This is a genomic window from Kitasatospora sp. NPDC050463 (assembly GCF_040655255.1).
GTDB lineage: Bacteria > Actinomycetota > Actinomycetes > Streptomycetales > Streptomycetaceae > Kitasatospora.
In genome coordinates, this window is the sequence record NZ_JBFAJO010000083.1 from 1 (window position 1) to 19,848 (window position 19,848).

The following is a 19,848-nucleotide window of genomic DNA, read 5'->3' on the forward strand; positions in this document are numbered from 1 at the left end:
AGCCCATCTGATCGACGCCTGCCTCACCGAGACCGGACTGATCATGGACGGCTGAGCTCAGCAACAGCCGACATCACGCAATCAAGTTCAGTACCTGTTCGGCGAGCTCGGGCCCGACGGCCGGTTCGACCGGATCGAGGAGACCACGCTGATGCTCGAAGGCTCCGCGGCCGACCAGGCCATCGGCAGTGCACGCTGAGACCGGTTCCCCCACGAAGACCGGACGGACCGGGCTCGGAGTGCGGCTGACGCCGGGATCGTCCGGTCTCCGGTGGCGTCATGATGACCTACTCGCGCCGCCAGGGCAGCTCCTGATGTCGTTCGTGCTGTCGTTCATGCGAACGGTCCGGCGGACGGCGTCGCGGAGCCAGCGGTGCGCGCCGTCGGCGGCGTTGCGGGGGTGCCAGGCCATGCCGATGGTCAGTGGCGGCAGTGGCAGGGGACGTCGAGGAGGTGGAGTCCGAGGGCGTCGCCGCCGACCGCAAGGCCCCCCTGGTCGCCGTCGCCGCCCGGCTGCTGCTGGAGCGCTCCTGGACCGGCACGCAGAGCGTCCCGGTCCTCGGCCCCGAGGACCTCTCCCCGGACGACCTCGCCCGCATCATCGGCGAGCAGTTGGGCCGTCCCGTCCGCTACGACCGCCGGTCGCTCCACGAGATGCGGGCCGCGCTCGTCGGCCACGGCCTCAACGAGGCGTTCGTCCAGGGCATCGTCGACATGAAGCAGGCCAAGGACGACGGCCTGGACGCCGGCATCACACGCACCCCGGACACCGCCTCCCGTACCACCTTCGAGCAGTGGTGCGCCGAGACCCTCAAGCCCGCCGTCCACCCCTGACACCCACCGTGAACAGCCGTACCCCCGGGTGCCCACCGCGCCACCGCTCTCCTGCTCTCCGAGGGACCTGCCGTGTCCACTCAGGAAACCGAAGCGCCCGTGACGGCGTTCATGCTCGTCAAGACCACCCCCGAATGGCTCGCGATGACCCCCGGGGAGCGGGTGGAGGCCTTCACCACCCAGGTCGTCCCCGCGATCGAGGGGCGGGTCACGGGCGTCCGGTCCCGCTTCTACGACACGGAGTTCTACTCCGCGCGCGTCACCGATGTCTGGGTGTGGGAGGCCCAGGACCACCACGCCTACCAGCGCCTCGTCGACACGCTGCGTGAAACCCCCTTCTGGGACCGCTACTTCGACGTCGTCGAACTCCTCGTCGGCACCGAGAACGGCTACGCCCGCACCTACGGTGTCGACGCAGTCGCCACCATCACCACCTGACGGCGCAGCACCTCCCCGGCGGGCGCCCACGCGATGGCTGGGTGCGTCAGGGCTGAAGGTGTCGGAGGGTGAACCCGGGCAGAGCGTAGGGGCCGGACTGGGGTGCGAACGGGTCGTCGGGGAGATCCGCTCCAGGGATGTCCGCGGCGTGGAGTTCGGCGTTGTCGACGGGGGCGTAGGCCAGATCCGTCGGGTCCGGGAGCTCCCAGAAGCGGCGGGTGTTGGCGGAGACGGCGTACGTGGTGGCGAAACGGGTCGAGGTCGGTGCGGCCAGTGCGGCCCGGATGAAGCCGACGGCGTCACGCGGGCTCAGCCAGGTCGCCAGGTGCCGTCGGTCGGAAGGCACCTGCTCGAAGCTGCCGATGCGCAGGCAGATGACGGACAGGCCGAACTTGTCGGCGTACAGCCGCCCGAGGGCTTCGACAGCCGCCTTGCTCACCCCGTAGAGGCCGTCCGGGCGTACCGGCTCCTGTGCGCCGGTGAGGTGTCCGGCGGGCTGGAAGCCGGTCACGCGGTTGCTGCTCGCCAGGACCACGCGCTCGATCCCCCTGCGCCGCGCGGCCTCCAGGACGTGGTGCGTGCCGAGTACGTTGGCTTCGAGCAGGTCCGGGAGGGGCGCCTCGTCGGGCACACCGCCCAGGTGGAGCAAGCGGTCGGCTCCCGCGAGGGCCGACTCCACGGCGGCGGCATCTCGAAGATCCACGGTGTGCGGGTCCTCGTTGTCGGCCTCCTGGTGGATGGGCACGCGGTCGAGCAGGATCAACCGTTTCGCCTCGTGCCGCAGTGCCTCCCGCACCACGGACCCTATGGTGCCCGCCGCCCCCGTGACCGCCACTGTTCCCAGACTCACTGCGCCTCCCCTGGTTTCGACAGTCCGTGCATCGTCGCGCTCGCTGATCCACTTATCAAGGAGTCGGGGAACCGGGAGAGCGGGTTCGGCCAACCGGTGAGCAGTGGGTGGGGAGATGCGAGGAGCCGTCATCGATCGGCCCGGGGCGCCTCGGCCGGGTGAGGTCGAGGCCGGAATCGTCACGTACGCCGTCAGTGCCGGACGGCCGGGCGGCTTCCCGGGCGGCTGTCGGCACACGGGCGACCGGCGCGGGTGACCGAGAGGGTCTCGGTCACCCGCGCCGGTCGTAGGGCGTTCCGCGATCACGCGTCCGGGTGGGCCCGGCCCGGGTACTCCCGGAGGTGGGATCACCGGCGTCGGCCACGCCGCCGTCCCCGGTCTCCGGTGGGGGTGGGGCGGTCACATCGGATCGTGCTCACGTCTTCCCCGTCGGGCTCACATGTCGTCGATGCTCCAGTTGCCACAGGTGAAGATGCTGAACGGGAAACAGACGTAGTCCGTGGTGGTCTGCTCCTCGCTGTCCAGCAGCTGCAGGGCGTTGACGTCGTTGGTCATGGCAATTCCTTTCGTCGGGTCGGATTTTCTTCGGGCCGGGCTTCTTCGGCTCGGGCTTTCTCGGCTCGGGCCTTCTTCGCGGCGGGTCGGCTAGATGTCGCCGTAGCTCCAGTTGCCGCAGGTGAAGATGCTGAACGGGAAGCAGACGTAGTCCGTGGTGGTCTGCTCCTCGCTGTCCAGCAGCTGCAGGGCGTTGACGTCGTTGGTCATGGTGGTCACCTCCTTCCGGTCGGATCGGGGGCGGGCAGCCAGAGGCGTGGTCCGCCGTGCTGGAGCCGTACCAGCAGGCCGAGCGGCCCGCCGAGTCCGGTGTTGTAGCCGACGCCGACCCTGGTGAGGGTGTCGTCGGGGATCAGGAGCAGCCCGTCGTGGACGACGTGCCGCGCGTGGGCGCAGGCGAGGAGTTCCTCGGCGCGGCGCCGGTGATGGGGGTCGTTCAGGGCCTCGGCGAGGTCGAGCAGGTACTCGGCGTTGCCGGCGAGGCCGTGGCAGGCGGCCGACGAACTCAGCCACCGCCAGCGGTACACCTCGGTCGCGGCCTGTTCGGCGCACTCGCGGTAGCGGGGATCCCCGGTGGCCTGCCAGAGGCGGATCAGGAAGGTGCCGATGCCGGAGGCGCCGCTGCACCAGTGGGGCGCGTGGACGGGGGCGTCGGCGCTGCGGTCCTCGACGGGCCAGCCGGCGCCGCCGTCCCGGACGCGTGCGGTGGCGAGCAGGGTCTCGGCGGCCGCCCGGGCGGCGTGGACGAAGTCCTCCCGCTCGGCGGCGAGCCCGGCGAGCAGCAGGAAGGTGCCGACGCCGGCGACGCCGTGGGCGAAGCCGAGATGGGTGATCCCGGCGAGCTCGGAGTCGAAGTCGGCCGGGACGGGCCACACCACACCGGACCGGCCCTTCGCGGCGGTGGTCAGCAGGTGTTCGGCGGCGGCCGTCGCGCGCTCCCGGAACTCCTTGTCGCCGGTGGCCTGCCAGAAGTGGAGCTGGGCCAGACCGGCGCCGGCGACGCCGTGGCACACGTCGGGGTTGGGCCAGCGCACCGGCACCTCGCGGGCCAGCCGGGCGGCGTGCGCGGCGAGGTCGTCGTCGTCGAGCAGCCGGGCGGCATCCAGCAGGGCCCAGGCGGTGCCGGAGCGTCCGAAGTGCAGCCCGGGCAGCTGCTGCCCGCCGACTTCGGCCCGGGTGGCGATCCAGCGGGCGGCCTCGGCGACCGTCGCCCGCAGCCGGGGGTCCGTCCGGTGCGCGGCGGCCGCGGTGAGGACGGACAGGACGCCGGCCGCGCCGTGCTGCACGTTCAGCGGATCGGTCCGCTCGGCGGTGGAGTCGGCGGGCCAGAGCCGTACCGGGTCCAGCGGGGTCATGGTGTCCATCAGGTGGGTCAACCCGTCGGCGAGCAGCCGTCCCACCGTCCGGTCGTCCAGGACGTTCCCGGTGTCCCCGGCGCTCCCGCCGGAAGGGACGCTCCCGCCGACGGGGGGTATGTCCGCGGGGGGTGCGTCCGGGGGCGCGCCGGCGAGCAGCTCGGCGAGCGTCTCGCGGACCGCGTCCAGGCTCCACCGGTCGTGCCTGCTCTCAGCCATGAGCCCCAGCACGAGCGGCTGGAAGGCGGCGAGCTCCGGGCGATCGGCGAGGGCGGCGGCCAGCAGGGCGGCGTGGCGGTCGTGACGGCTGCGCGTCGCCCCGCGGTCCGGGGCGAGTTCGGGGTCGGCGCCGGTGAGCAGGTGGAACAGCACGGCACCGAGGCTGTAGAGGTCGGAGTCCAGGGGGGGAGCCAGGCCGCTCGGGGTGCCGTTGACCACCTCGGGGGCGCAGAAGCCCGGAGTGTGGACGCGCAGGACGGGCTCTCCTGGGCGGGCGATGGTCTCCAGGTCGATCAGGCGGATCTCACCGGCCGGCGTGACCATCACGTTGTTGGGGCTGAAGTCCCCCAGTACGAGGCCGAGCTCGTGGACGGCTCCGACGGTGGTCACCAGCTGCGCGGCCAGCTCCAGGATGGGGGCCCGGTCGGGGCGGAGCCGCTCGGTCACCCAGGAACGCAGCGTCTGCCCGGCGATGCGCTCCTGCGCGAGATAGCGGTTGCCACCCTGTCCGAAGACGCCCAGCACCTTCGGGCACAGGCCGAGCGGCGCGAGCAGGGTGTGCATCTGCGCCTCGTGGTCGAGCCGGTCGCCCGCGTCGGTGTCTCTGAGGGTGGCCCCGACGTGCCGGCGGGCCTCCTTGATGACGACCTCCCGGCCGGTCCGCTGGTCGGTGCCGAGGAAGACGCCGCCCTTGTAGGCGTGTCGGATGGCCTTGTGCACGACGTAGCGGTCGTTCAGCAGGACGCTCGTCCCGGGTGCGGGCGGGAGCTCCTCGGGCGGCGGCAGCGGGGAGACGGCCCAGGGGGGCGGGCTGAAACCGGCCGTCCGCCGGTCACGGACGAAGCTCCCGTCGGGAGCCTGCAGCATGGGCTCGGCCGAGCCGTCGTTGGTGAGCCGGGGGAAGCCCCGGAAGGCGCCGTAGCGGTAGTGCACCAGGCTGCCCGGCCGGTACTGGCGGTCGGAGAGGATCCCCGGCCCCGGCAGGGGCGCGGTGGCCCGGTCCAGCTCCACGGCCAGCTGTCGGAAGTGGTCGTCGTCCGTCGGGTAGACGGTGATGAACTTCCCGCCGCTTCCCCGGTCGTAGCGGTCGGAGACGAGCTCCGTCAGACGGGCGGGCGTACCGGCGAACTTGAACGGGGCCCGGGCGGCGACGAGCACCTCGGCGGCGCGGGTCAGCACCATCGGCGCGGAGAGCGGGGTGGCCGACAGGTGCAGCTTCCAGCCCTGCCTGCGGCCTGCGCCGGCACCGCTCGGGCGGACGTGGCACCAGAAGTCCTCCGGGGTGACGGACCAGGCCTGCGCGCCCTGCCTGCGCAGCACCGCCTCGATCAGGTCGGGGAAGAACGTGGCGTACGGATCTGCCGAGCCCCCACCCGCCTGGTAACCGTCTGCCATCGCTCGTCCTTCGTTTCGGGAGATTCGTTTCGGGAGGCTGCCGGAGCTGTCCGGCGTCCGGCCGCGCCGCTGATCCTGCCGTCGTGGGGACCAGTGGTTCATGGGTGGTGAGTACGTATCTTCCGATCGGTGAACCCCCATAAGTCCGCGCAGCGTGAAATCGGCCGTGCCCCCTCGAAGCCTTTGGTCGTACTCGAACTATTTGTCGGGGAACCGGCGACGAATCTCGTTCGTGGACGCCGGTGGGCGCTCGTCGGCTTCGTCACCCCGAAGCCGTCACCGGAGCCGCCGCGGGGGCCTGGATGTGGAACCGGGAACCGCAGCCGGAACCCGCGACCGCGGCCCGCAACCGCAACCCGGGGGTGCGGCGCGGGCTCGACGCGATCTCGTTCGTGCCGTCCGGCCGGCCGCTACCCGCGCATGATGACGGGCTCGTGGCGGCGGAGCAGTCGGGCGACCAGGAACCCGCAGGCCACCGAGAGAACGACCATCATGCCCATGTCGATCAGCCAGGTACCGGCCTGGTGGGCGAAGATCGGGTCGTCGGTGAAGGTGTCGGGGAACGCGCCGCCGAGATCCATGGTGGCGACCATCGCGCCGAAGGCCCAGCGGGAGGGCACCAGCCAGGAGAGCTGGTTGAGCACCAGGACGTGGTCCAGCTTCAGCAGCGCGCCGCAGAACACCACCTGGATGATGGCGACCAGCACCAGCAGCGGCATGGTCACCTCCTCCTTCTTCACCAGCGCGGAGATCACGAGACCCAGCATCATCGCGGTCACCGAGAGCAGCGCGACGGCGAGGGTGATCTCGAACAGTGGTGGCATGAAGATGCCCTTGGTGCCCGGCGGCCCGAGTTGCACACCGACCAGGGCCACCATGGTGAGGACCACGGACTGGACGACGGTGATGGTGCCGAGCACCACGATCTTCGAGCAGAGGTACGCGGATCTGGAGAGGCCGACGGCTCTCTCGCGCTGGTAGATGCTGCGTTCCTTGACCAGTTCGCGCACCGCGTTGGCGGCGCCGATCAGCACGCCGCTGACGCAGAGGATGAGCAGCGTGTTGAGGGCGGTGGAGTCGTCGAGGCGGCTGCCGGCCAGGGCGCGGGTCAAGGCGCCCATGACGAACGGCAGGGCGATCATCACGGCGAGGAAGGTGCGGTCGGCGGACAGCGCCGTGGCGTAGCGCCGGACGAGGGTGGAGACCTGTTTGCGCCAGCGGCGCGGCTTCGGCCTGGGCCTGGGCGGCGGGATCTCGGCCGCCGGGACCGCCGGGCCGGTCGGGGCGGGGCGGGCGGTCGCGCCGGCGATGTAGCGCTGGTACGGCGGGGACGCCCGGTACTGGCCCGCCCAGTCGCGGTCGGTCTCGTTCTCGAACGCTTCGAAGGCCTCGGACCAGCGGCCGAACCCGAAGTGGTCGAGGGTCTCGTCGGGCGGCCCGTACCAGGCGAGCCGCCCGCCGGGGGCGAGCAGCAGCAGGCGGTCGCACAGGTCGAGGCTGAGCACGCTGTGGGTGACCACGATGACGGTGTGTCCGTCGTCGGCGAGGTTGCGGAGCATCTGCATCACGGAGCGGTCCATGCCCGGGTCGAGGCCGCTGGTGGGCTCGTCGAGGAAGAGCAGGGAGGGCTTGGTGAGTAGTTCGAGGGCGACGCTGACCCGTTTGCGCTGGCCGCCGGAGAGTGTGGAGATCACCTGGTCGGCGCGTTGGGTCAGGCCGAGTTCGGTGATCACCTCCTCGACCCGGGCGGCTCGTTCGGCGGGGACGGTGTCGTCGGGGAAGCGCAGCTCGGCGGCGTAGCCGAGGGCCCGGCGGACGGTCAGCTGGGTGTGCAGGATGTCGTCCTGCGGGACGAGGCCGATGCGGTGGCGCAGCTCCGCGTAGTCGTGGTAGAGATCGCGGCCGTCGTACCGCACGGTGCCCCGGTCGGCGGGGCGCAGTCCGGTGAGGGCGTTGAGCAGGGTGGACTTTCCGGCTCCGCTCGGGCCCGCGACGGCGAGCAGACAGTCCTGGCTGACCGGGAAGGTGACCTGGTCGAGCAGGACGTGGCCCTCGGTGGCCTCGACGGTGAGGCCCTCGACGTCGAGGTCGATGTCGCCGGTGTCGACGAACTCCTGCAACTGGTCGCCGACCAGGCAGAACGCCGAGTGGCCGATCCCGACGATGTCACCGGGGCCGACCAGCGCCTGCCGGACCGGCAGGCCGTTGAGGTAGGTGCCGATGTGGCTCTCCAGGTCGGCGATCTCGTACCGGCCATCGGTGTGGGCGCGCAGCTCGGCGTGGTGGCGGGAGACGGACAGGTCTCCGAGCACCAGGTCGTTGTCGGGGGCCCGGCCGATCCGGATCACCTTGGCGGGCAGCTGCCGGACGCTGGTCGGCGGCCGGTCCATACCGGTGATGGCGGCCAGCGCGGACGGCTGCTGCCGGTCCGTGGTCTCGGTCGTCTTGTGCAGGGCGCTCAGGGTGCAGCAGGGGCCGTCGGCGGCGTTGCCGAAGCGGAGCGTGTACCCGGGGCCGACATCCAGGTGCTGGACACGGTGGCCCTTGCAGAAGGTGCCGTTCTGGGAGCCGGTGTCGTCGAGCATCCAGTGGCCGTCTCCGACGTGCAGGACGGCGTGGTGCCAGGAAACCCTCGGGTCGGAGAACACGACATCGCTGGTGGGGTCGCGGCCTACGGCGTAGCTGCGGCCCGGGCTCATCACCTGCGAGTGGTCGTCGGTCTCCAGGACGAGCTGCGGCGCGGTGAGCGCGAATTCTCGCTCTGCCATATGACCGATGCTAGACCCGCCGGTGGGCGCTTGCCCAAAGGGCCGAGCCCCGCCTGTCCGGGTTCTACCCGGGCGAGGTGGCGAACGCGGCCTGCGGGGTCGCGGGCGTCGGCGGCGTTCCCGGACCAGGACCCGTCCGATCGCCCGGTCCGGCCCCGGTCCGCCCCCGGCCCGCGGTCAGGTGTCGACGAACCCATGGCGGCCGGTCCCGCCCCGGGCGCGGACCGCGACGTCGGGGCGGTCACCCGGCACCTGTATGTTGATCACCCGCCGGCCCTGGCGGTGACCCGCCCCGCGGTGCTGACCTGCGGGTCCGGCCCGGGCGGCCGACCGCCGCGCGGGAAACGGGGGCGCTGTCGCCGGGGGTCAGGACGGACCTCGGCGTCGGGGCTGTACAGCCTTTCACCATCTCCATGTGCTTGAAGGACTTCGTATGACCACTCCTGCCCCGCCCGACAGTCCGCAGTCCGCCGAGAGACCGGCCGACACCGACCCGTGGGCGCCGCCGAGCCCGGCCTCGGGCGGAGGCCGGCAAGGGGTGGTCACCGTTCCCGCCCCTGCCGCCGCTCCCGGTGCGCCGTACTGGCCGCCGTATCCGCAGCCGGCGCCGCCGCCCCGCAACGGCCTGGGCACCGCGGCCATGGTGCTCGGGATCGTCGGTACCTTCCTCAGCCTGGCCGTCGTCCTGTTCTGGCTGTCCTGGCTGCCGGCCCTGCTTGCCGTGATCTTCGGTGCCATCGGGCTGGGCTACGTGCGCAAGGGCGTGGCGACCAACCGGGCGATGGCGCTCGCGGGCGTGATCCTCGGCATCGCCGGTCTGCTGGTCTCGGTCGGCGCCGGGGTGTTCGTCGTGGCACATGTGCAGGCGGCCAACGAGGAGCGGCGGGCGGAGAAGGACGCCGAGCGTGCTCGCACCGAGGCCGCGATCGAGGCCGCCGAGGAGCGGGCGGCGAAGGAGAAGGAGCGGATCGAGGCCGAGCGGAAGAGGATAGAGGCCGAGCGGGAGAAGGCGGCCGCGGACGAGAGGGCCCGGCGGCTGTCGTTCGGCCAGTCCTACACGTACGGGGACGGGCTGAAGGTCACGATGGCCAAGCCGGAGCCGTACGTTCCGCGCCAGAGCGTGCTCCCGACCCCCAAGGACGCCACGATCATCCAGGTGAAGATCACCGTCGTCAACACCGGGCCCGCGGAGGTCTCGCTGTACGGGTCGGGGATGCCGCTGGTCAAGGACGCCAACGGCAACCTCGTCTTCATACTGACCGACGGAAGCGGACGGATGAAGCTCCTCACCGGCTCTCTCGCGCCGGGGCAGGAGGCCACCAGCCTGTCCGCGTACGCCCTCCCGAACGGCGCGGCCGAGCGGTTCTCCGTCGACTTCAGCTACGGCTCCGCAGGTCAGCGCAAGAACGTCAGCTGGTCCGGCCCTCCCAGCTGACCCGAGCCGCGCAGGCGTGCTCGGCCGGCCCGGGCGAGGTGGCGCGTGCGTGCCTCGCCCGGTCGCGTCCGCTGCCGTTCCGGCTCGGCGCCGTCGGATCCGGACCGGACCCGAGCCGGTTCGGCTCGGTTGACCGGTTCGGTTCAGTTCGCTGGTTCAGTTCAGGGCGATGGTGAGAACGGAGTCGTCCCGCGTACGGTGTTCGATCGTGAGTTCTCCGGACGCGCCGTTGTAGGCGCCGGTGCCGCCCGTGACCGCGAAGGTGTGGGACCAGGGTTGGAACCCGACCACCACTTCGGTCACCGCCGGAAGGGGGCGCTCGAAGGCACCGGCGGCCGTCAGTGTCCCGTCGGTGAGGCGCAGGACCACGGTGGCCAGGACCAGGGCCTTGTCCAGCCCCACGGTGATGGGCAGGCTGTGCGCGCTCTCGGTGCCGACCGGCGTGCCGGCGGTGTCCCGGAGTTCGTAGTGGACGAAGTACGCGGTGCCGGCGGTCAGGATGCTCGGGATGTCGGCCGACGCCCGCTTGCCGGACAGGTTCAGGGTCGAGGCCCGCCCGGCCGCACGGGCGGTCCCGGCCGCGCCGACGGCCGCTCCCACGCCGACGGCTGCTGCGGAGGCCATGCGCAGGGCGTTCCTGCGGTCGATGCTCGTCATCACGTTCCCGATGCCTGGTGCTGAGGCGCACGAGCGGTGGGCCCGTGCCCTGGTGGACACGCGGCCCCCTTCCCGGATCCGGACGGCGCCTATCGCCGTCGGCACGGGATCCCCTCGAACGAGGTACGGGGAGGAGGGACGGCCGGCCGCCCTTCCGACGGGTCGTCGGTTCAGTCGGGGATGAGGCCGTCGTCGCTGAGCATCTCGCGGACCTCGGCCATGGAGGCGTCGGGTGCGGGCAGGATCAGTTCGGAGGGCTCCAGGGCGTCGTCGGGCAGCGGGGAGCCCAGGCGCCGGACCGCGTCGAGGAGGCTGCCCAGGGTCCTCCTGAAGCCCTCTTCGTCCCCGGCCTCCAGCTCTTCCAGCAACTCGTCGTCGAGCGTGTTCAGTTCGGCGAAGTGCGAGTCGGCCAGCCTCATCTGGCCCTCACCCATGATGCGCACGATCACGATGCTCTCCTGTCCCTGACGGGTCGCTCCGGCCCGGGCGGCCGGAGTGTCTCCCTCCGATCAACGACGCGGGTACCTGCCCCGTCACGTGCCGTCGTGGGCCCGGACGGCCGGGTGCGGCCCGCCGGCCGGGTCGCGGGCCGCGGGCCGCGGATCGTGGAGCCGTGGTGCCGGGTGGGCGGCGGACGGGGGCCTGCGGCGGTGTGGCGGGCGCGGCGGTACTGCGATGGGAGGTACCGCCTCCGCGCCGGGTCCGCCGGTGCGGTTGCGTGCGGTGTCGGGCGGCGATGATCGACGGCAGCTCCGTCCGGAGTGGCGTCCTCCATCGTTTCGTCGCGCGAGGAGTTGTGGTGATGCCCTGGCCGTCCGGCCTGGCGCCGAGTCTCGTGTCCGGGGGCCGGCCTCGGCTGTCGCGCTCCGCGGGGTGAGGGGGGCCGGCCGTGCACCTCCTCCTCGGCCGCGACAGCGGGCCCTCACCGGCACCTCGCTGACGAATGTTCAGAAACACTTGCTCAACCCTACGGTGACCGTACTATGGTGAGGGCGTGACGAACAAACGCTCCATGCAGGAGCCAACCTTCCTTCTCCTCACCGCACTTGCCGACCATCCCCGGCACGGCTACGCGCTCGGTGAGGAGGTCGCCGAGATCTCCGGCGGCCGTGTCCGGCTCGGTGCCGGGTCCCTGTACGGCACCCTCGACCGTCTTCTGGCCGAGGGTCTGATCCGCGTCGAGCGGGAGGAGACGGTGGACGGACGTCCCCGGCGGGTGTTCGCCCTCACGCCCAGCGGTACCGATGCGCTCAAGGCCGAGAGCGAGCGCATGCGGGCCGCTCTGCGCGAGGCGGACCGGCGCCTGGCCGCGGCCTGGACCAGTCCCGCGGGAGGCACGGCATGACGTCGAACAGGCACCCCCTCAACGGTCGACTGCTGCGGTGGGCCCTCGCCCTCTACCCCGCCTCGTACGGCGCCGGCGCGCGGGCCGAGGTCGCCGACCACGCCGAGCGCCACATCACCCACGCGGGCCGGTTCGCCGGGCTGCGTGAGGTGGCCGGTGTCGCCGGCCACGGGGCCCGCGTCCGGTTCGGTCTGACCTCCCACCGCCCCCTGGGCCGGGCGTTCGCCACCGTGGCTCCGTTGGCCGCGGTGCTGGCAGGGACCCACGCGCTGCTCCTCGGGTGGATGGCAGTCCGGATGGCCACCGATCCCGACTTCTTCGCGTTCTCCGACACGGGAGCCCAGAAGGACGGCCCCCTCGTGGCGCTGGCCGCGTTGGTCGCCGGGCCGGTGCTGATGGCGGGCGCGGTGCTGGTCGGCCGCTGGCCCGCCGCGAGGGTCCTCGCTCTGGTCACCGTGGTGGCGACGCCGCTGATCCACCTCCTCGGCCACCCCGACCTGCTCGGCAGGTCGGCCGACATCCAGGTCTCCTTCGGCCTGCGCCACGCCGACCTCGCGCTGCTCGTCCTGAACGCCGTCCTGCTGCTGGTCGCGCCGCCGGACCGGACCCATCCGCGCTCCACCGCGCCCCGGGTGGTCACCACCCTGGTCGTGGCCGCGACCGTCGTCGTGGGCCTCACGGCCCCGTTCGGGGAGAACAGCACCCTCACCGGGTTCGACCTCCTCGCACCGGTCGCCACCGGCGCCGCGGTCGCCTGCACCACCCGCACCATCGGCCGTGCGGCCCTGGCCACCGCTCTCCTGTCGGCGCCGCTCCTGCTCACCTACGAGCTGATCGGCGGCGCCCACCTGCAGGCGCCGGTCCTGCAGCGGGTGACCGTCCTGTACGCCTTCGGCTTCGTGATCGCCTTCGGTGTCGTGCGGCTGACCGGACTGCTCGCCCGCCGGTCCGGCCTTTCCCGCCCCTGACCCCCGGCCGCCACCCTGCCCGGCGGTGAGCCGGACAGGGTGTCCGCCCGAGCCCGGGGATGCCGCCACCGACCGGGTGGCGGCATCCCCGAGCGCGTGGACGCCGCTTCCGCACCCAGGGTCCTTGCCGGCGGTTCGACACCCGTCCCCGGTGACTGGTGGGCACCTTGGCCGGCCGGCGCCGGGAATGCGGCCCCGGATCAGCGAGAGGCCCGGCCGTACCGCTCGACCGCAGCCGCCGGTCCGTCGTGAAGGAGGGCAGGCGTCCCGCCGAGCCCGCCGAGCGGTGTGGCGGCCCGGCCGGACGACGCGCCGAATCGCTCCCTGCGAGGATCGGGGGATGGACAAGGCACAGGAGTTCGAGGCGCACCGGCCCCGGCTGTTCTCACTGGCGTACCGGATGCTCGGGTCGGCGACGGAGGCGGAGGACGCCGTACAGGACGCCTACCTGCGGTGGCACGGGGCCGAGCCGGGTCAGGTGATGGCGCCGGCGCCGTGGCTGGCCAAGGTACTCACCAACCTGTGCCTGAACCGGCTGACCTCGGCGCGGGCCCAGCGCGAGGAGTACGTCGGGCCGTGGCTGCCGGAGCCCGTGCGGACCGACGGCGGGGCGCTCGGGCCGATGGAGACGGCGGAGCAGCGGGACGCGGTGTCCCTGGCGGTGCTGGTGATGATGGAGCGGTTGACGCCGCCGGAGCGGGCGGCGGTGGTGCTTCGCGACGCCTTCGACTACAGCCACCGGGACATCGCGGGCGTGCTGGACTGCTCGGAGGCGAACGCACGGCAGCTGTACGGCAGGGCCAAGCGGCATCTGGCGGACGGCCGCCCGAGGTTCGCCTCCTCGCAGGAGCTGAGCGGCGAACTGCTGACCCGGTTCCTGGCGGCGGCTGCGGAGGGGGCGATGCCGCAGTTGGAGGCGCTGCTCGCCGACCAGGTGGTCGCGTGGTCGGACGGCGGCGGCAAGGTGGGTGCGGCGCGGCGGCCGGTCGTCGGACGGGAGTTGGTGGCCAGGTTCCTGGCGGGTCTGTTCGCCCGGTGGGCGAACGGGGTGCGGATCGAGATCGTCGAGGCGAACGGCAGTCCGGTGGTGCTCGGTTGGGAGGAGGGCGCGCTGACCTCGTTCGGGGCGCTGGAGGTCGGCGAGGCCGGGGTCACCGGCATCCGGATCGTCAGGAACCCGGGCAAACTGGCCTTTCTGGCGAATCAATCGCCGGAGCTGTCACAGAAACGGTGAGTCGTCGGTTCTTCATCGGAGACGGCAACACGAGAAAGGGCTGTGGCTGATGAGGAACGACGCGATCATGGTGACCGGCGCGACAGGTGGGCTCGGCCGAGAGGTGCTGGACCGGGCGCGCCGCACCGGGCTGCCGCTGCGGGCCCTCACCCGCAGGGCCACGCTGCCGGACGACCAGGGAGTGGCCTGGTTCACCGGCGACCTGGCGACCGGCACCGGACTGGACGAGGCGTTCGCCGGGGTCCGGACGGTCATCCACTGCGCGACCGACATCCGGCACTTCAAGAACGACGTCCCGGCGTTCCGGCACCTGCTGGAGGCGGCGAGGCGCGCCGGGGTCGAGCATGTCGTCAACATCTCGATCGTCGGCGTCGACCGGATCCCGTACCCCTACTACCGGGTCAAGCTGGAGGGCGAGCGGCTGCTGGCGGCCTCGGGGATCGGCTGGACCAATCTGCGAGCCGCCCAGTTCCCCGAGCTGCTGGACATGGCCTTCGGTGTCCTGTCGAAGCTGCCGGTGGTCGTCGTGCCGAGCGGCACCGCCTGCCAGCCCGTGCAGCGGGGCGATGTGGCGGACCGGCTGGTCGAGCTGGCCCTGGGCGAGCCGGGCAAGGGCGAGCCCCCGGCCGGCGGCTGGGGAAGGGTGCCGGACCTCGCCGGGCCCACCGTGTACACGGCCGACCGGCTGGCCAGGGACTGGCTGGGAGCGGCGGGCAAGCGCCGCCGTGTCCTGCCGCTCTTCATCCCCGGGAAGATCGGGGCGGGTTTCCGTTCCGGCGCCCTGACCGCACCCGACCGGGCGGTGGGCAGGGGCACCTGGGAGGAGTACCTGGCCGAGAACGTCGCCCGCCGACGGTGAGGAGGTTCGTGAGCGTCTCCCGACGGGTCTGACCCACCTGCCGACCCCGACGCGACCGTTCGGAGACCGCGGTGCAGCGACCGGGCGCGCGCGGGGGAGCGGCCGTCACCGTCACCGAGCGAGGCGGGCCGGCGGCCGGCGGAAGCCGTCCCGCGCCGCGACCCGGTACGGATCGTCACTGCCCCCCGCACCCCGGCGGCAGAGCCGCGGGCAGGCGCGGGGCGCGATCGCGCCGGAGCGGGGCCGACCTGCGGTGTCGGTCGGCTGTGGGAGGGCTGTCGGTCGGGTGCCGGTCGGCTGTGGGCGGGGTCTGCGACCTTTCCGGAGGCGGCCGACCGGAGCCACCGGGAGGCGCGATCCCGAGGAGCCATCATGGACACCCACGTCACGATCATCGGCGCCGGGCTCGGCGGACTCACGCTGGCCCGCGTGCTGCACGTCCACGGAATCCCGGCCACGGTCTACGAGGCCGAGCCCTCCCCGTCGGCGCGCATGCAGGGCGGGATGCTCGACATCCACGACTACAACGGGCAGCTCGCCCTCGACGCGGCCGGTCTGATGGACGAGTTCCGCGCCATCGTCCTGGAAGGCCGCCAGGCGATGCGGGTCCTCGGCCAGGACGGCAGCGTCCTGCTCGACGAGGCCGACGACGGCACGGGTGGACGCCCCGAGGTGCAGCGCGGCGACCTGCGGCAGATCCTGCTCGACTCGCTGCCCGCCGGCACCGTCCGGTGGGGCCACAAGGTCACCGGCGCCCGTGCCCTCGGCGGGGGCCGCCACGAGGTGGCGTTCGCCGACGGCGCCACGGTCGTCACGGACCTGCTGGTGGGCGCGGACGGCGCGTGGTCACGGGTCCGGCCGCTGCTCTCGTCCCTCACACCCGCGTACGACGGCACGGCGTTCGTGGAGACCTACCTCTTCGACGCCGACACCCGGCATCCGGCCGCGGCGCGGGCGGTCGGCGGTGGGTCCATGATGGCGCCCTCGCCGGGTGCGGAGATCTTCGCCCACCGTGAGAGCGGCGACACCCTGCACACCTACGTCGTGCTGACCAGGCCTCAGGAGTGGTTCGCCGCCATCGACTTCACCGACGCCGCCGTGGCGACCGCGCGGATCGCGCAGGAGTTCGACGGGTGGGCGCCGGAACTCACCGCCCTGATCACCGACGGTGACACCGCGCCGGTCCTGCGCCCCCACTACGCCCTGCCCACAGGGCACCGGTGGGACCGGGTGCCGGGGGTGACCCTGCTCGGCGACGCCGCCCACCTCGCGGCCCCGAACGGCGAAGGCGCCAACCTGGCCATGCTCGACGGCGCCGAACTCGGCAGGGCCCTCGCCGCACACCCCGACGACGTCGAGGCCGCGCTCACCGAGTACGAGCGGGCCATGTTCCCCCGCAGCGCCGAGTTCGCCGCGTTCGAGCGCCTTGAGCTCGCGGGATCGACCCCGGCGGAGACACGGCCCACGGCTTGATCGACACGATCGCCGGGAAGCGGGACCGGGCCGCGGGCCGCGACCCACGAGCCGGCAGGGCGGTGGCCGGCGCCCGCTCCACCACGCGCCGTGGAGCGGGCCGGTCGGACAGGACGGAGTGTCAGTGCCTCCCCATAGTGTGGAAACAACGTCGGAGGGGCGCCGGAAAGGCGTCGGAAGAGCGTTGGATGAGGGGTAGCACCATGTCGGCGAACAGGATCAAGCACAAGGTCAACCACGTCTCCCTCGTGGTCGACAAGTCCGGCTCGATGCGTCAGCACGAGGCACAGCTCGTCCGTGTCGTGGACGAGTTCGTGAAGGGCCTTCAGGAGGAGTCGGACCGGCTCGGCCACGAGACCCGCATCAGCCTCTACGCGTTCGATCACGAGGTGCAGAACCTGGTCTGGGACATGGACGTCAAGCACCTGCCGTCGCTGCGCGGCCTCTACGCGGTCGACAAGGGTGCCACGGCGCTGATCGAGGCGGCGGTGAAGTCCGTCGACGACCTGAAGAACATCTGGGAAGGGTACGGGGAGCACTCCTTCCTTCAGGTCGTCGTCACCGACGGTGAGGAGAACGCCTCCGGCTGCTCGGAGACCGGCCAGATGCACATCCGGATGGGCGCCGGCCGGGGCACCGCCGTCCTGCGCACCTGGATGGACCGCATTCAGAGTGCCTTGGACGACCTCCCCGACCACTGGACCTCGGCGATCCTGGTCCCGAACTCCCTGGCCAAGCGCACCGCTCAGGAGTACGGCTTCCCGGCGGGCAACATCGCGATCTGGGACGCGGACTCCAGCAAGGGTGTCGAGGAGGCCATCGGCACCGTGAAGGCGGCCGCCACGAGCTTCCTGCGGGGCCGCGAACAGGGCGTGCGCGGTACCAGGAACCTGTTCGCCATGGGCCAGGACCTGAACACCGCCGAGGTGAAGGCCAATCTCGACGCCCTGGACACCGGCAAGTACATCCTGATCCCGGTCGACCAGCAGATGCCCATACGCGAGTTCGTCACCAGCGCCGGGCACGCGTACAAGACCGGCTGCGCGTTCTACGAGCTGTCCAAGCGGGAGAAGATCCAGGGCAACAAGCAGCTCGCCGTCGCCGAGAAGGACCCGGCCACCGGCCGGATGACCGGCAGGGTCTTCTCGGGCCCGGCGGCCCGTCAGCTCCTCGGCCTGCCGAAGTCGGAGGCCACGGTGAAGCCGGGCGACAACCCCTCGTACACCGTGTTCGTCCAGTCGACCTCCGTCAACCGGAAGTTGGTGCCGGACACCAAGCTGCTCGTCCTCCTGTAGAGGCACCTCCGGGGGTGTCCCGTCGGCCGGCGCGGCCCGGGCGGTGCTCGGCGAGCGAAAGCCCGAGCTGCTGACGGGACCAGATCTGGTCCGCCATCAACTCCTGCCCGTTGTGGGCGAGTTCGGTGCAATCCAACCCGGCGGTCCGGGTGGCGGAGTGCCGCGCCCCCGCGGTGCTGTCCAGGACGGGCCGGCCGCACGTGGCGGACCGCGGATTTCCGGAAGTTCGAACAAACCCCTTGCCTAATGGTCAAGAAGTGTTGACCATTAGAGACATGCCTACCGATGATCTTCCCGAGGCGTTCCACGTCACCACTGACGAGCAACTGCGCGCCGTCTCCAATCTCACGCGTCACCGCATCATGGCCGTGCTCCGCTTCGAGCCCGCGACGATCACCCAGATCGCCCAGCGAGTGGGACTTGCGAAGGGGAGTTCCAGCTACCACGTACGGCTGCTCGAACGGGCCGGCCTGGTGAAGGTGGTCCGAACGCGGAAGGTCCGGGGGGTCAACGAGCGGTACTACGCCATGGCCGCGCGGGCGATCGTCCTGCCGGATCGGGGCGAGGGAGAGCCGGACATTCTGATGCGGCACGCGGTGGCGGACCTGGAGGCAGCGCCGCCGGACGGCGAGCGGCACGTACGGATGGCGCATCTGCGACTCACCGAGGAGCAGTTCGCCGAGCTGGGGGCGCGGCTGCAGGCACTGGCGAACGAGTACCGGGAGCTGTCCGATCCATCGCTGCCGGACGCGTCACTCGTCTTCGCCCTGTTCCACCCGGCACCGCGCGAGCAGGCCGAAGGGGAGGCCAAGTGACTTCGGATATTGGGAAGTTGCCGACCGGGTTCGGGCGGCTGTGGACCGCGCAGACGGTGTCCTCGCTCGGTGACGGGGTGTCGCATGCCGCGCTGCCGCTGCTCGCGTTGACGCTGACGCGGGATCCGATGGCGCTCGCCGTCGTCACGGCCGCCGGGACGCTGCCGTGGCTGCTCTTCGGCGTGCTCGGCGGTGCGCTGGTGGACCGCTGGGACCGTCGGCGCACGATGTGGGTCACGGACGCGGCGCGTGCGGCGCTGCTCGCGATACCGGCGGCAGCGGCCGCGCTCGACGTGCTGAGCATTCCGCTGCTCGCGGCCGTCGCCTTCCTGCTCGGCCTCGGTGGACTCTTCTTCGACACGGCCGCCACGGCCTATCTGCCGGACCTCCTCGGTCGCGACCCCGCACTCCTGGAGCGCGCCAACTCCCGCCTGCGCGGCGCCCAGACCGCCGCGTCCGGCTTCGCGGGGCCGCCTGCGGGCAGTGCCCTGCTCGCCCTCGGGCGGGCGGTTCCGCTGCTCGCCGACGCGGTGTCGTTCGCGCTCTCCGCACTGCTCGTACGGTCGCTGCCCGCTGTACCCCGGCCCGTCCCGCAGGCCCGTGAGTCGCTGCTGCGGCAGGCGCGGGCCGGCGCCTCGTACGTCTTCCGGGATCAGTTGCTGCTCGGGCTCGCGCTGCGTCCGGCGGTCGGGAACATCGCCTTCCTCGCCGTGGAGACCGTACTCGCCCTCTTCGCGCACGATCGGCTCGGCATCGGCACCTTCGGCTTCGGCCTGCTCCTCACGGCGGAGGCCACCGGCGGACTGCTCGGCGCGGCCATCGCCTCCTTCCTCGGCCGACGACTCGGCACCGGCACCGCGCTCACGTGCACGGCCGCGGTCGAGGGGCTGGCCGTCCTGGGCCTTGCCATCGCCCCGAACGCGTACATCGCGGGCCTCGCGCTCGCCGTCTGCGGAGCGGGCATGGGCGCCACGATGGTGCTCGGCCCCTCCCTCCGGCAGGCGATCGTCCCCGCCCACCTGATGGGCCGGGTCGCCTCGACCTCCCGCATGCTCGCCATGTGCGCCGCCCCGTTCGGCGCCTTCCTCGGCGGCTGGCTGGCCACCGCCTACGACGTACGCACCCCGCTCTACGCCGCCGCCGGCCTCCTTCTCATCATGACCGCCGTCACGGCCACCATGACCAGCAACCGCCAGGTCGAGGCGGCGCTGCGGGCCGCCGCCCCGGCGGACGACCGGGATCACCCGCGATCCCGGACTCCCGTTCCGGAGGGCGCCGTCTAGGTCTCCACGAGGCCGCTGAGCGCTGGTGCACCGCCTGTCGCCGCCCTGGTCACCTCGGGGCCGCGGTGGC

Annotated in this window: 16 protein-coding genes and 4 pseudogenes; 12 read left to right on the forward strand and 8 right to left on the reverse strand. The window is 72.2% G+C overall.

What is annotated here, in order from left to right:
• Positions 1-91: 91 nt before the first annotated feature.
• Positions 92-199: pseudogene (locus AB0J08_RS34600) on the forward strand (nuclear transport factor 2 family protein); the annotation flags it as partial.
• A 78-nt stretch (positions 200-277) separates the two neighbouring features.
• Here the strand turns inward: AB0J08_RS34600 and AB0J08_RS34605 are convergent.
• Positions 278-468: pseudogene (locus AB0J08_RS34605) on the reverse strand (hypothetical protein); the annotation flags it as partial.
• Here AB0J08_RS34605 and AB0J08_RS34610 point away from each other — a divergent pair.
• Both AB0J08_RS34610 and AB0J08_RS34615 read left to right on the forward strand, forming a co-directional pair.
• Positions 454-834: pseudogene (locus AB0J08_RS34610) on the forward strand (NmrA family transcriptional regulator); the annotation flags it as partial. The pseudogenes AB0J08_RS34605 and AB0J08_RS34610 sit on opposite strands and share 15 nt — an antisense overlap.
• Positions 835-906: 72 nt before the next feature.
• Positions 907-1,272 carry a darcynin family protein gene (locus tag AB0J08_RS34615; RefSeq protein ID WP_360642020.1) on the forward strand — a complete coding sequence of 122 codons (366 nt, stop codon included), beginning with the start codon at positions 907-909 and terminating at the stop codon, positions 1,270-1,272.
• A gap of 46 nt (positions 1,273-1,318) precedes the next feature.
• Here the strand turns inward: AB0J08_RS34615 and AB0J08_RS34620 are convergent, their stop codons facing one another.
• The 5 genes from AB0J08_RS34620 to AB0J08_RS34640 form a co-directional block, all read right to left on the reverse strand.
• Positions 1,319-2,071: an NAD(P)-dependent oxidoreductase gene (locus AB0J08_RS34620; RefSeq protein WP_360642022.1), complete on the reverse strand. Its 753-nt coding sequence runs from the start codon at positions 2,069-2,071 to the stop codon at positions 1,319-1,321.
• A 486-nt stretch (positions 2,072-2,557) separates the two neighbouring features.
• Positions 2,558-2,677, reverse strand: coding sequence for an ALQxL family class IV lanthipeptide (locus AB0J08_RS34625; RefSeq protein ID WP_360642024.1), 120 nt, complete (start codon positions 2,675-2,677; stop codon positions 2,558-2,560).
• A 90-nt stretch (positions 2,678-2,767) separates the two neighbouring features.
• On the reverse strand, positions 2,768-2,887 hold the full coding sequence (locus AB0J08_RS34630; RefSeq protein WP_360642026.1) for an ALQxL family class IV lanthipeptide: 120 nt from the start codon (positions 2,885-2,887) through the stop codon (positions 2,768-2,770).
• A gap of 5 nt (positions 2,888-2,892) precedes the next feature.
• Complete coding sequence (gene lanL, locus AB0J08_RS34635; RefSeq protein ID WP_360642028.1) at positions 2,893-5,646, reverse strand: class IV lanthionine synthetase LanL; 2,754 nt, start codon at positions 5,644-5,646, stop codon at positions 2,893-2,895.
• Positions 5,647-6,056: 410 nt separating this feature from the next.
• Complete coding sequence (locus tag AB0J08_RS34640; protein WP_360642030.1) at positions 6,057-8,414, reverse strand: FHA domain-containing protein; 2,358 nt, start codon at positions 8,412-8,414, stop codon at positions 6,057-6,059.
• A 433-nt stretch (positions 8,415-8,847) separates the two neighbouring features.
• Here AB0J08_RS34640 and AB0J08_RS34645 point away from each other — a divergent pair, with 433 nt between their 5' ends.
• A complete protein-coding gene (locus tag AB0J08_RS34645) occupies positions 8,848-9,849 on the forward strand; it encodes a DUF4190 domain-containing protein (protein ID WP_360642032.1) in 1,002 nt (333 codons plus the stop codon).
• A 156-nt stretch (positions 9,850-10,005) separates the two neighbouring features.
• Here AB0J08_RS34645 and AB0J08_RS34650 read toward each other — a convergent pair whose 3' ends face one another.
• Both AB0J08_RS34650 and AB0J08_RS34655 read right to left on the reverse strand, forming a co-directional pair.
• The gene (locus tag AB0J08_RS34650; RefSeq protein WP_360642034.1) at positions 10,006-10,506 is read right to left on the reverse strand and encodes a hypothetical protein; all 501 of its coding nucleotides are present in this window, start codon (positions 10,504-10,506) and stop codon (positions 10,006-10,008) included.
• A 170-nt stretch (positions 10,507-10,676) separates the two neighbouring features.
• Complete coding sequence (locus tag AB0J08_RS34655; protein WP_360642036.1) at positions 10,677-10,955, reverse strand: hypothetical protein; 279 nt, start codon at positions 10,953-10,955, stop codon at positions 10,677-10,679.
• Between the two features lie 563 nt (positions 10,956-11,518).
• Here AB0J08_RS34655 and AB0J08_RS34660 point away from each other — a divergent pair.
• The 8 genes and pseudogenes from AB0J08_RS34660 (at position 11,519) to AB0J08_RS34695 (ending at position 19,778) form a co-directional block, all read left to right on the forward strand.
• Positions 11,519-11,851: a PadR family transcriptional regulator gene (locus AB0J08_RS34660; RefSeq protein WP_360642038.1), complete on the forward strand. Its 333-nt coding sequence runs from the start codon at positions 11,519-11,521 to the stop codon at positions 11,849-11,851.
• The gene (locus tag AB0J08_RS34665; protein ID WP_360642040.1) at positions 11,848-12,819 is read left to right on the forward strand and encodes a hypothetical protein; all 972 of its coding nucleotides are present in this window, start codon (positions 11,848-11,850) and stop codon (positions 12,817-12,819) included. Before AB0J08_RS34660 ends, AB0J08_RS34665 begins: the two co-directional genes overlap by 4 nt.
• Before the next feature lie 340 nt (positions 12,820-13,159).
• Entirely contained in the window at positions 13,160-14,053 is an 894-nt protein-coding gene (locus AB0J08_RS34670) for an RNA polymerase sigma-70 factor (RefSeq protein ID WP_360642042.1), read from the forward strand.
• A 49-nt stretch (positions 14,054-14,102) separates the two neighbouring features.
• Positions 14,103-14,912 carry an NAD(P)H-binding protein gene (locus AB0J08_RS34675; protein WP_360642044.1) on the forward strand — a complete coding sequence of 270 codons (810 nt, stop codon included), beginning with the start codon at positions 14,103-14,105 and terminating at the stop codon, positions 14,910-14,912.
• A gap of 372 nt (positions 14,913-15,284) precedes the next feature.
• A pseudogene (locus AB0J08_RS34680) lies at positions 15,285-16,390 on the forward strand (NAD(P)/FAD-dependent oxidoreductase); the annotation flags it as partial.
• A gap of 198 nt (positions 16,391-16,588) precedes the next feature.
• Positions 16,589-17,680 carry a vWA domain-containing protein gene (locus AB0J08_RS34685; protein WP_360642086.1) on the forward strand — a complete coding sequence of 364 codons (1,092 nt, stop codon included), beginning with the start codon at positions 16,589-16,591 and terminating at the stop codon, positions 17,678-17,680.
• Positions 17,681-17,955: 275 nt separating this feature from the next.
• On the forward strand, positions 17,956-18,495 hold the full coding sequence (locus AB0J08_RS34690; protein WP_360642046.1) for a winged helix-turn-helix domain-containing protein: 540 nt from the start codon (positions 17,956-17,958) through the stop codon (positions 18,493-18,495).
• Complete coding sequence (locus tag AB0J08_RS34695) at positions 18,492-19,778, forward strand: MFS transporter (protein WP_360642048.1); 1,287 nt, start codon at positions 18,492-18,494, stop codon at positions 19,776-19,778. The genes AB0J08_RS34690 and AB0J08_RS34695 overlap by 4 nt, the downstream gene beginning before the upstream one ends.
• Positions 19,779-19,848: the final 70 nt, after the last annotated feature.

Excerpts from the sequence above, each read along its gene's own strand:
- AB0J08_RS34625 (WP_360642024.1), bottom strand. The coding sequence starts at position 2,677 with ATGACCAACGACGTCAACGCCCTGCAGCTGCTGGACAGCGAGGAGCAG.
- AB0J08_RS34630 (WP_360642026.1), bottom strand. The coding sequence starts at position 2,887 with ATGACCAACGACGTCAACGCCCTGCAGCTGCTGGACAGCGAGGAGCAG.
- lanL (WP_360642028.1), bottom strand. The coding sequence starts at position 5,646 with ATGGCAGACGGTTACCAGGCGGGTGGGGGCTCGGCAGATCCGTACGCC.
- AB0J08_RS34640 (WP_360642030.1), bottom strand. The coding sequence starts at position 8,414 with ATGGCAGAGCGAGAATTCGCGCTCACCGCGCCGCAGCTCGTCCTGGAG.
- AB0J08_RS34645 (WP_360642032.1), top strand. The coding sequence starts at position 8,848 with ATGACCACTCCTGCCCCGCCCGACAGTCCGCAGTCCGCCGAGAGACCG.
- AB0J08_RS34650 (WP_360642034.1), bottom strand. The coding sequence starts at position 10,506 with ATGACGAGCATCGACCGCAGGAACGCCCTGCGCATGGCCTCCGCAGCA.
- AB0J08_RS34660 (WP_360642038.1), top strand. The coding sequence starts at position 11,519 with ATGCAGGAGCCAACCTTCCTTCTCCTCACCGCACTTGCCGACCATCCC.
- AB0J08_RS34665 (WP_360642040.1), top strand. The coding sequence starts at position 11,848 with ATGACGTCGAACAGGCACCCCCTCAACGGTCGACTGCTGCGGTGGGCC.
- AB0J08_RS34670 (WP_360642042.1), top strand. The coding sequence starts at position 13,160 with ATGGACAAGGCACAGGAGTTCGAGGCGCACCGGCCCCGGCTGTTCTCA.
- AB0J08_RS34675 (WP_360642044.1), top strand. The coding sequence starts at position 14,103 with ATGAGGAACGACGCGATCATGGTGACCGGCGCGACAGGTGGGCTCGGC.
- AB0J08_RS34685 (WP_360642086.1), top strand. The coding sequence starts at position 16,589 with ATGTCGGCGAACAGGATCAAGCACAAGGTCAACCACGTCTCCCTCGTG.
- AB0J08_RS34690 (WP_360642046.1), top strand. The coding sequence starts at position 17,956 with ATGCCTACCGATGATCTTCCCGAGGCGTTCCACGTCACCACTGACGAG.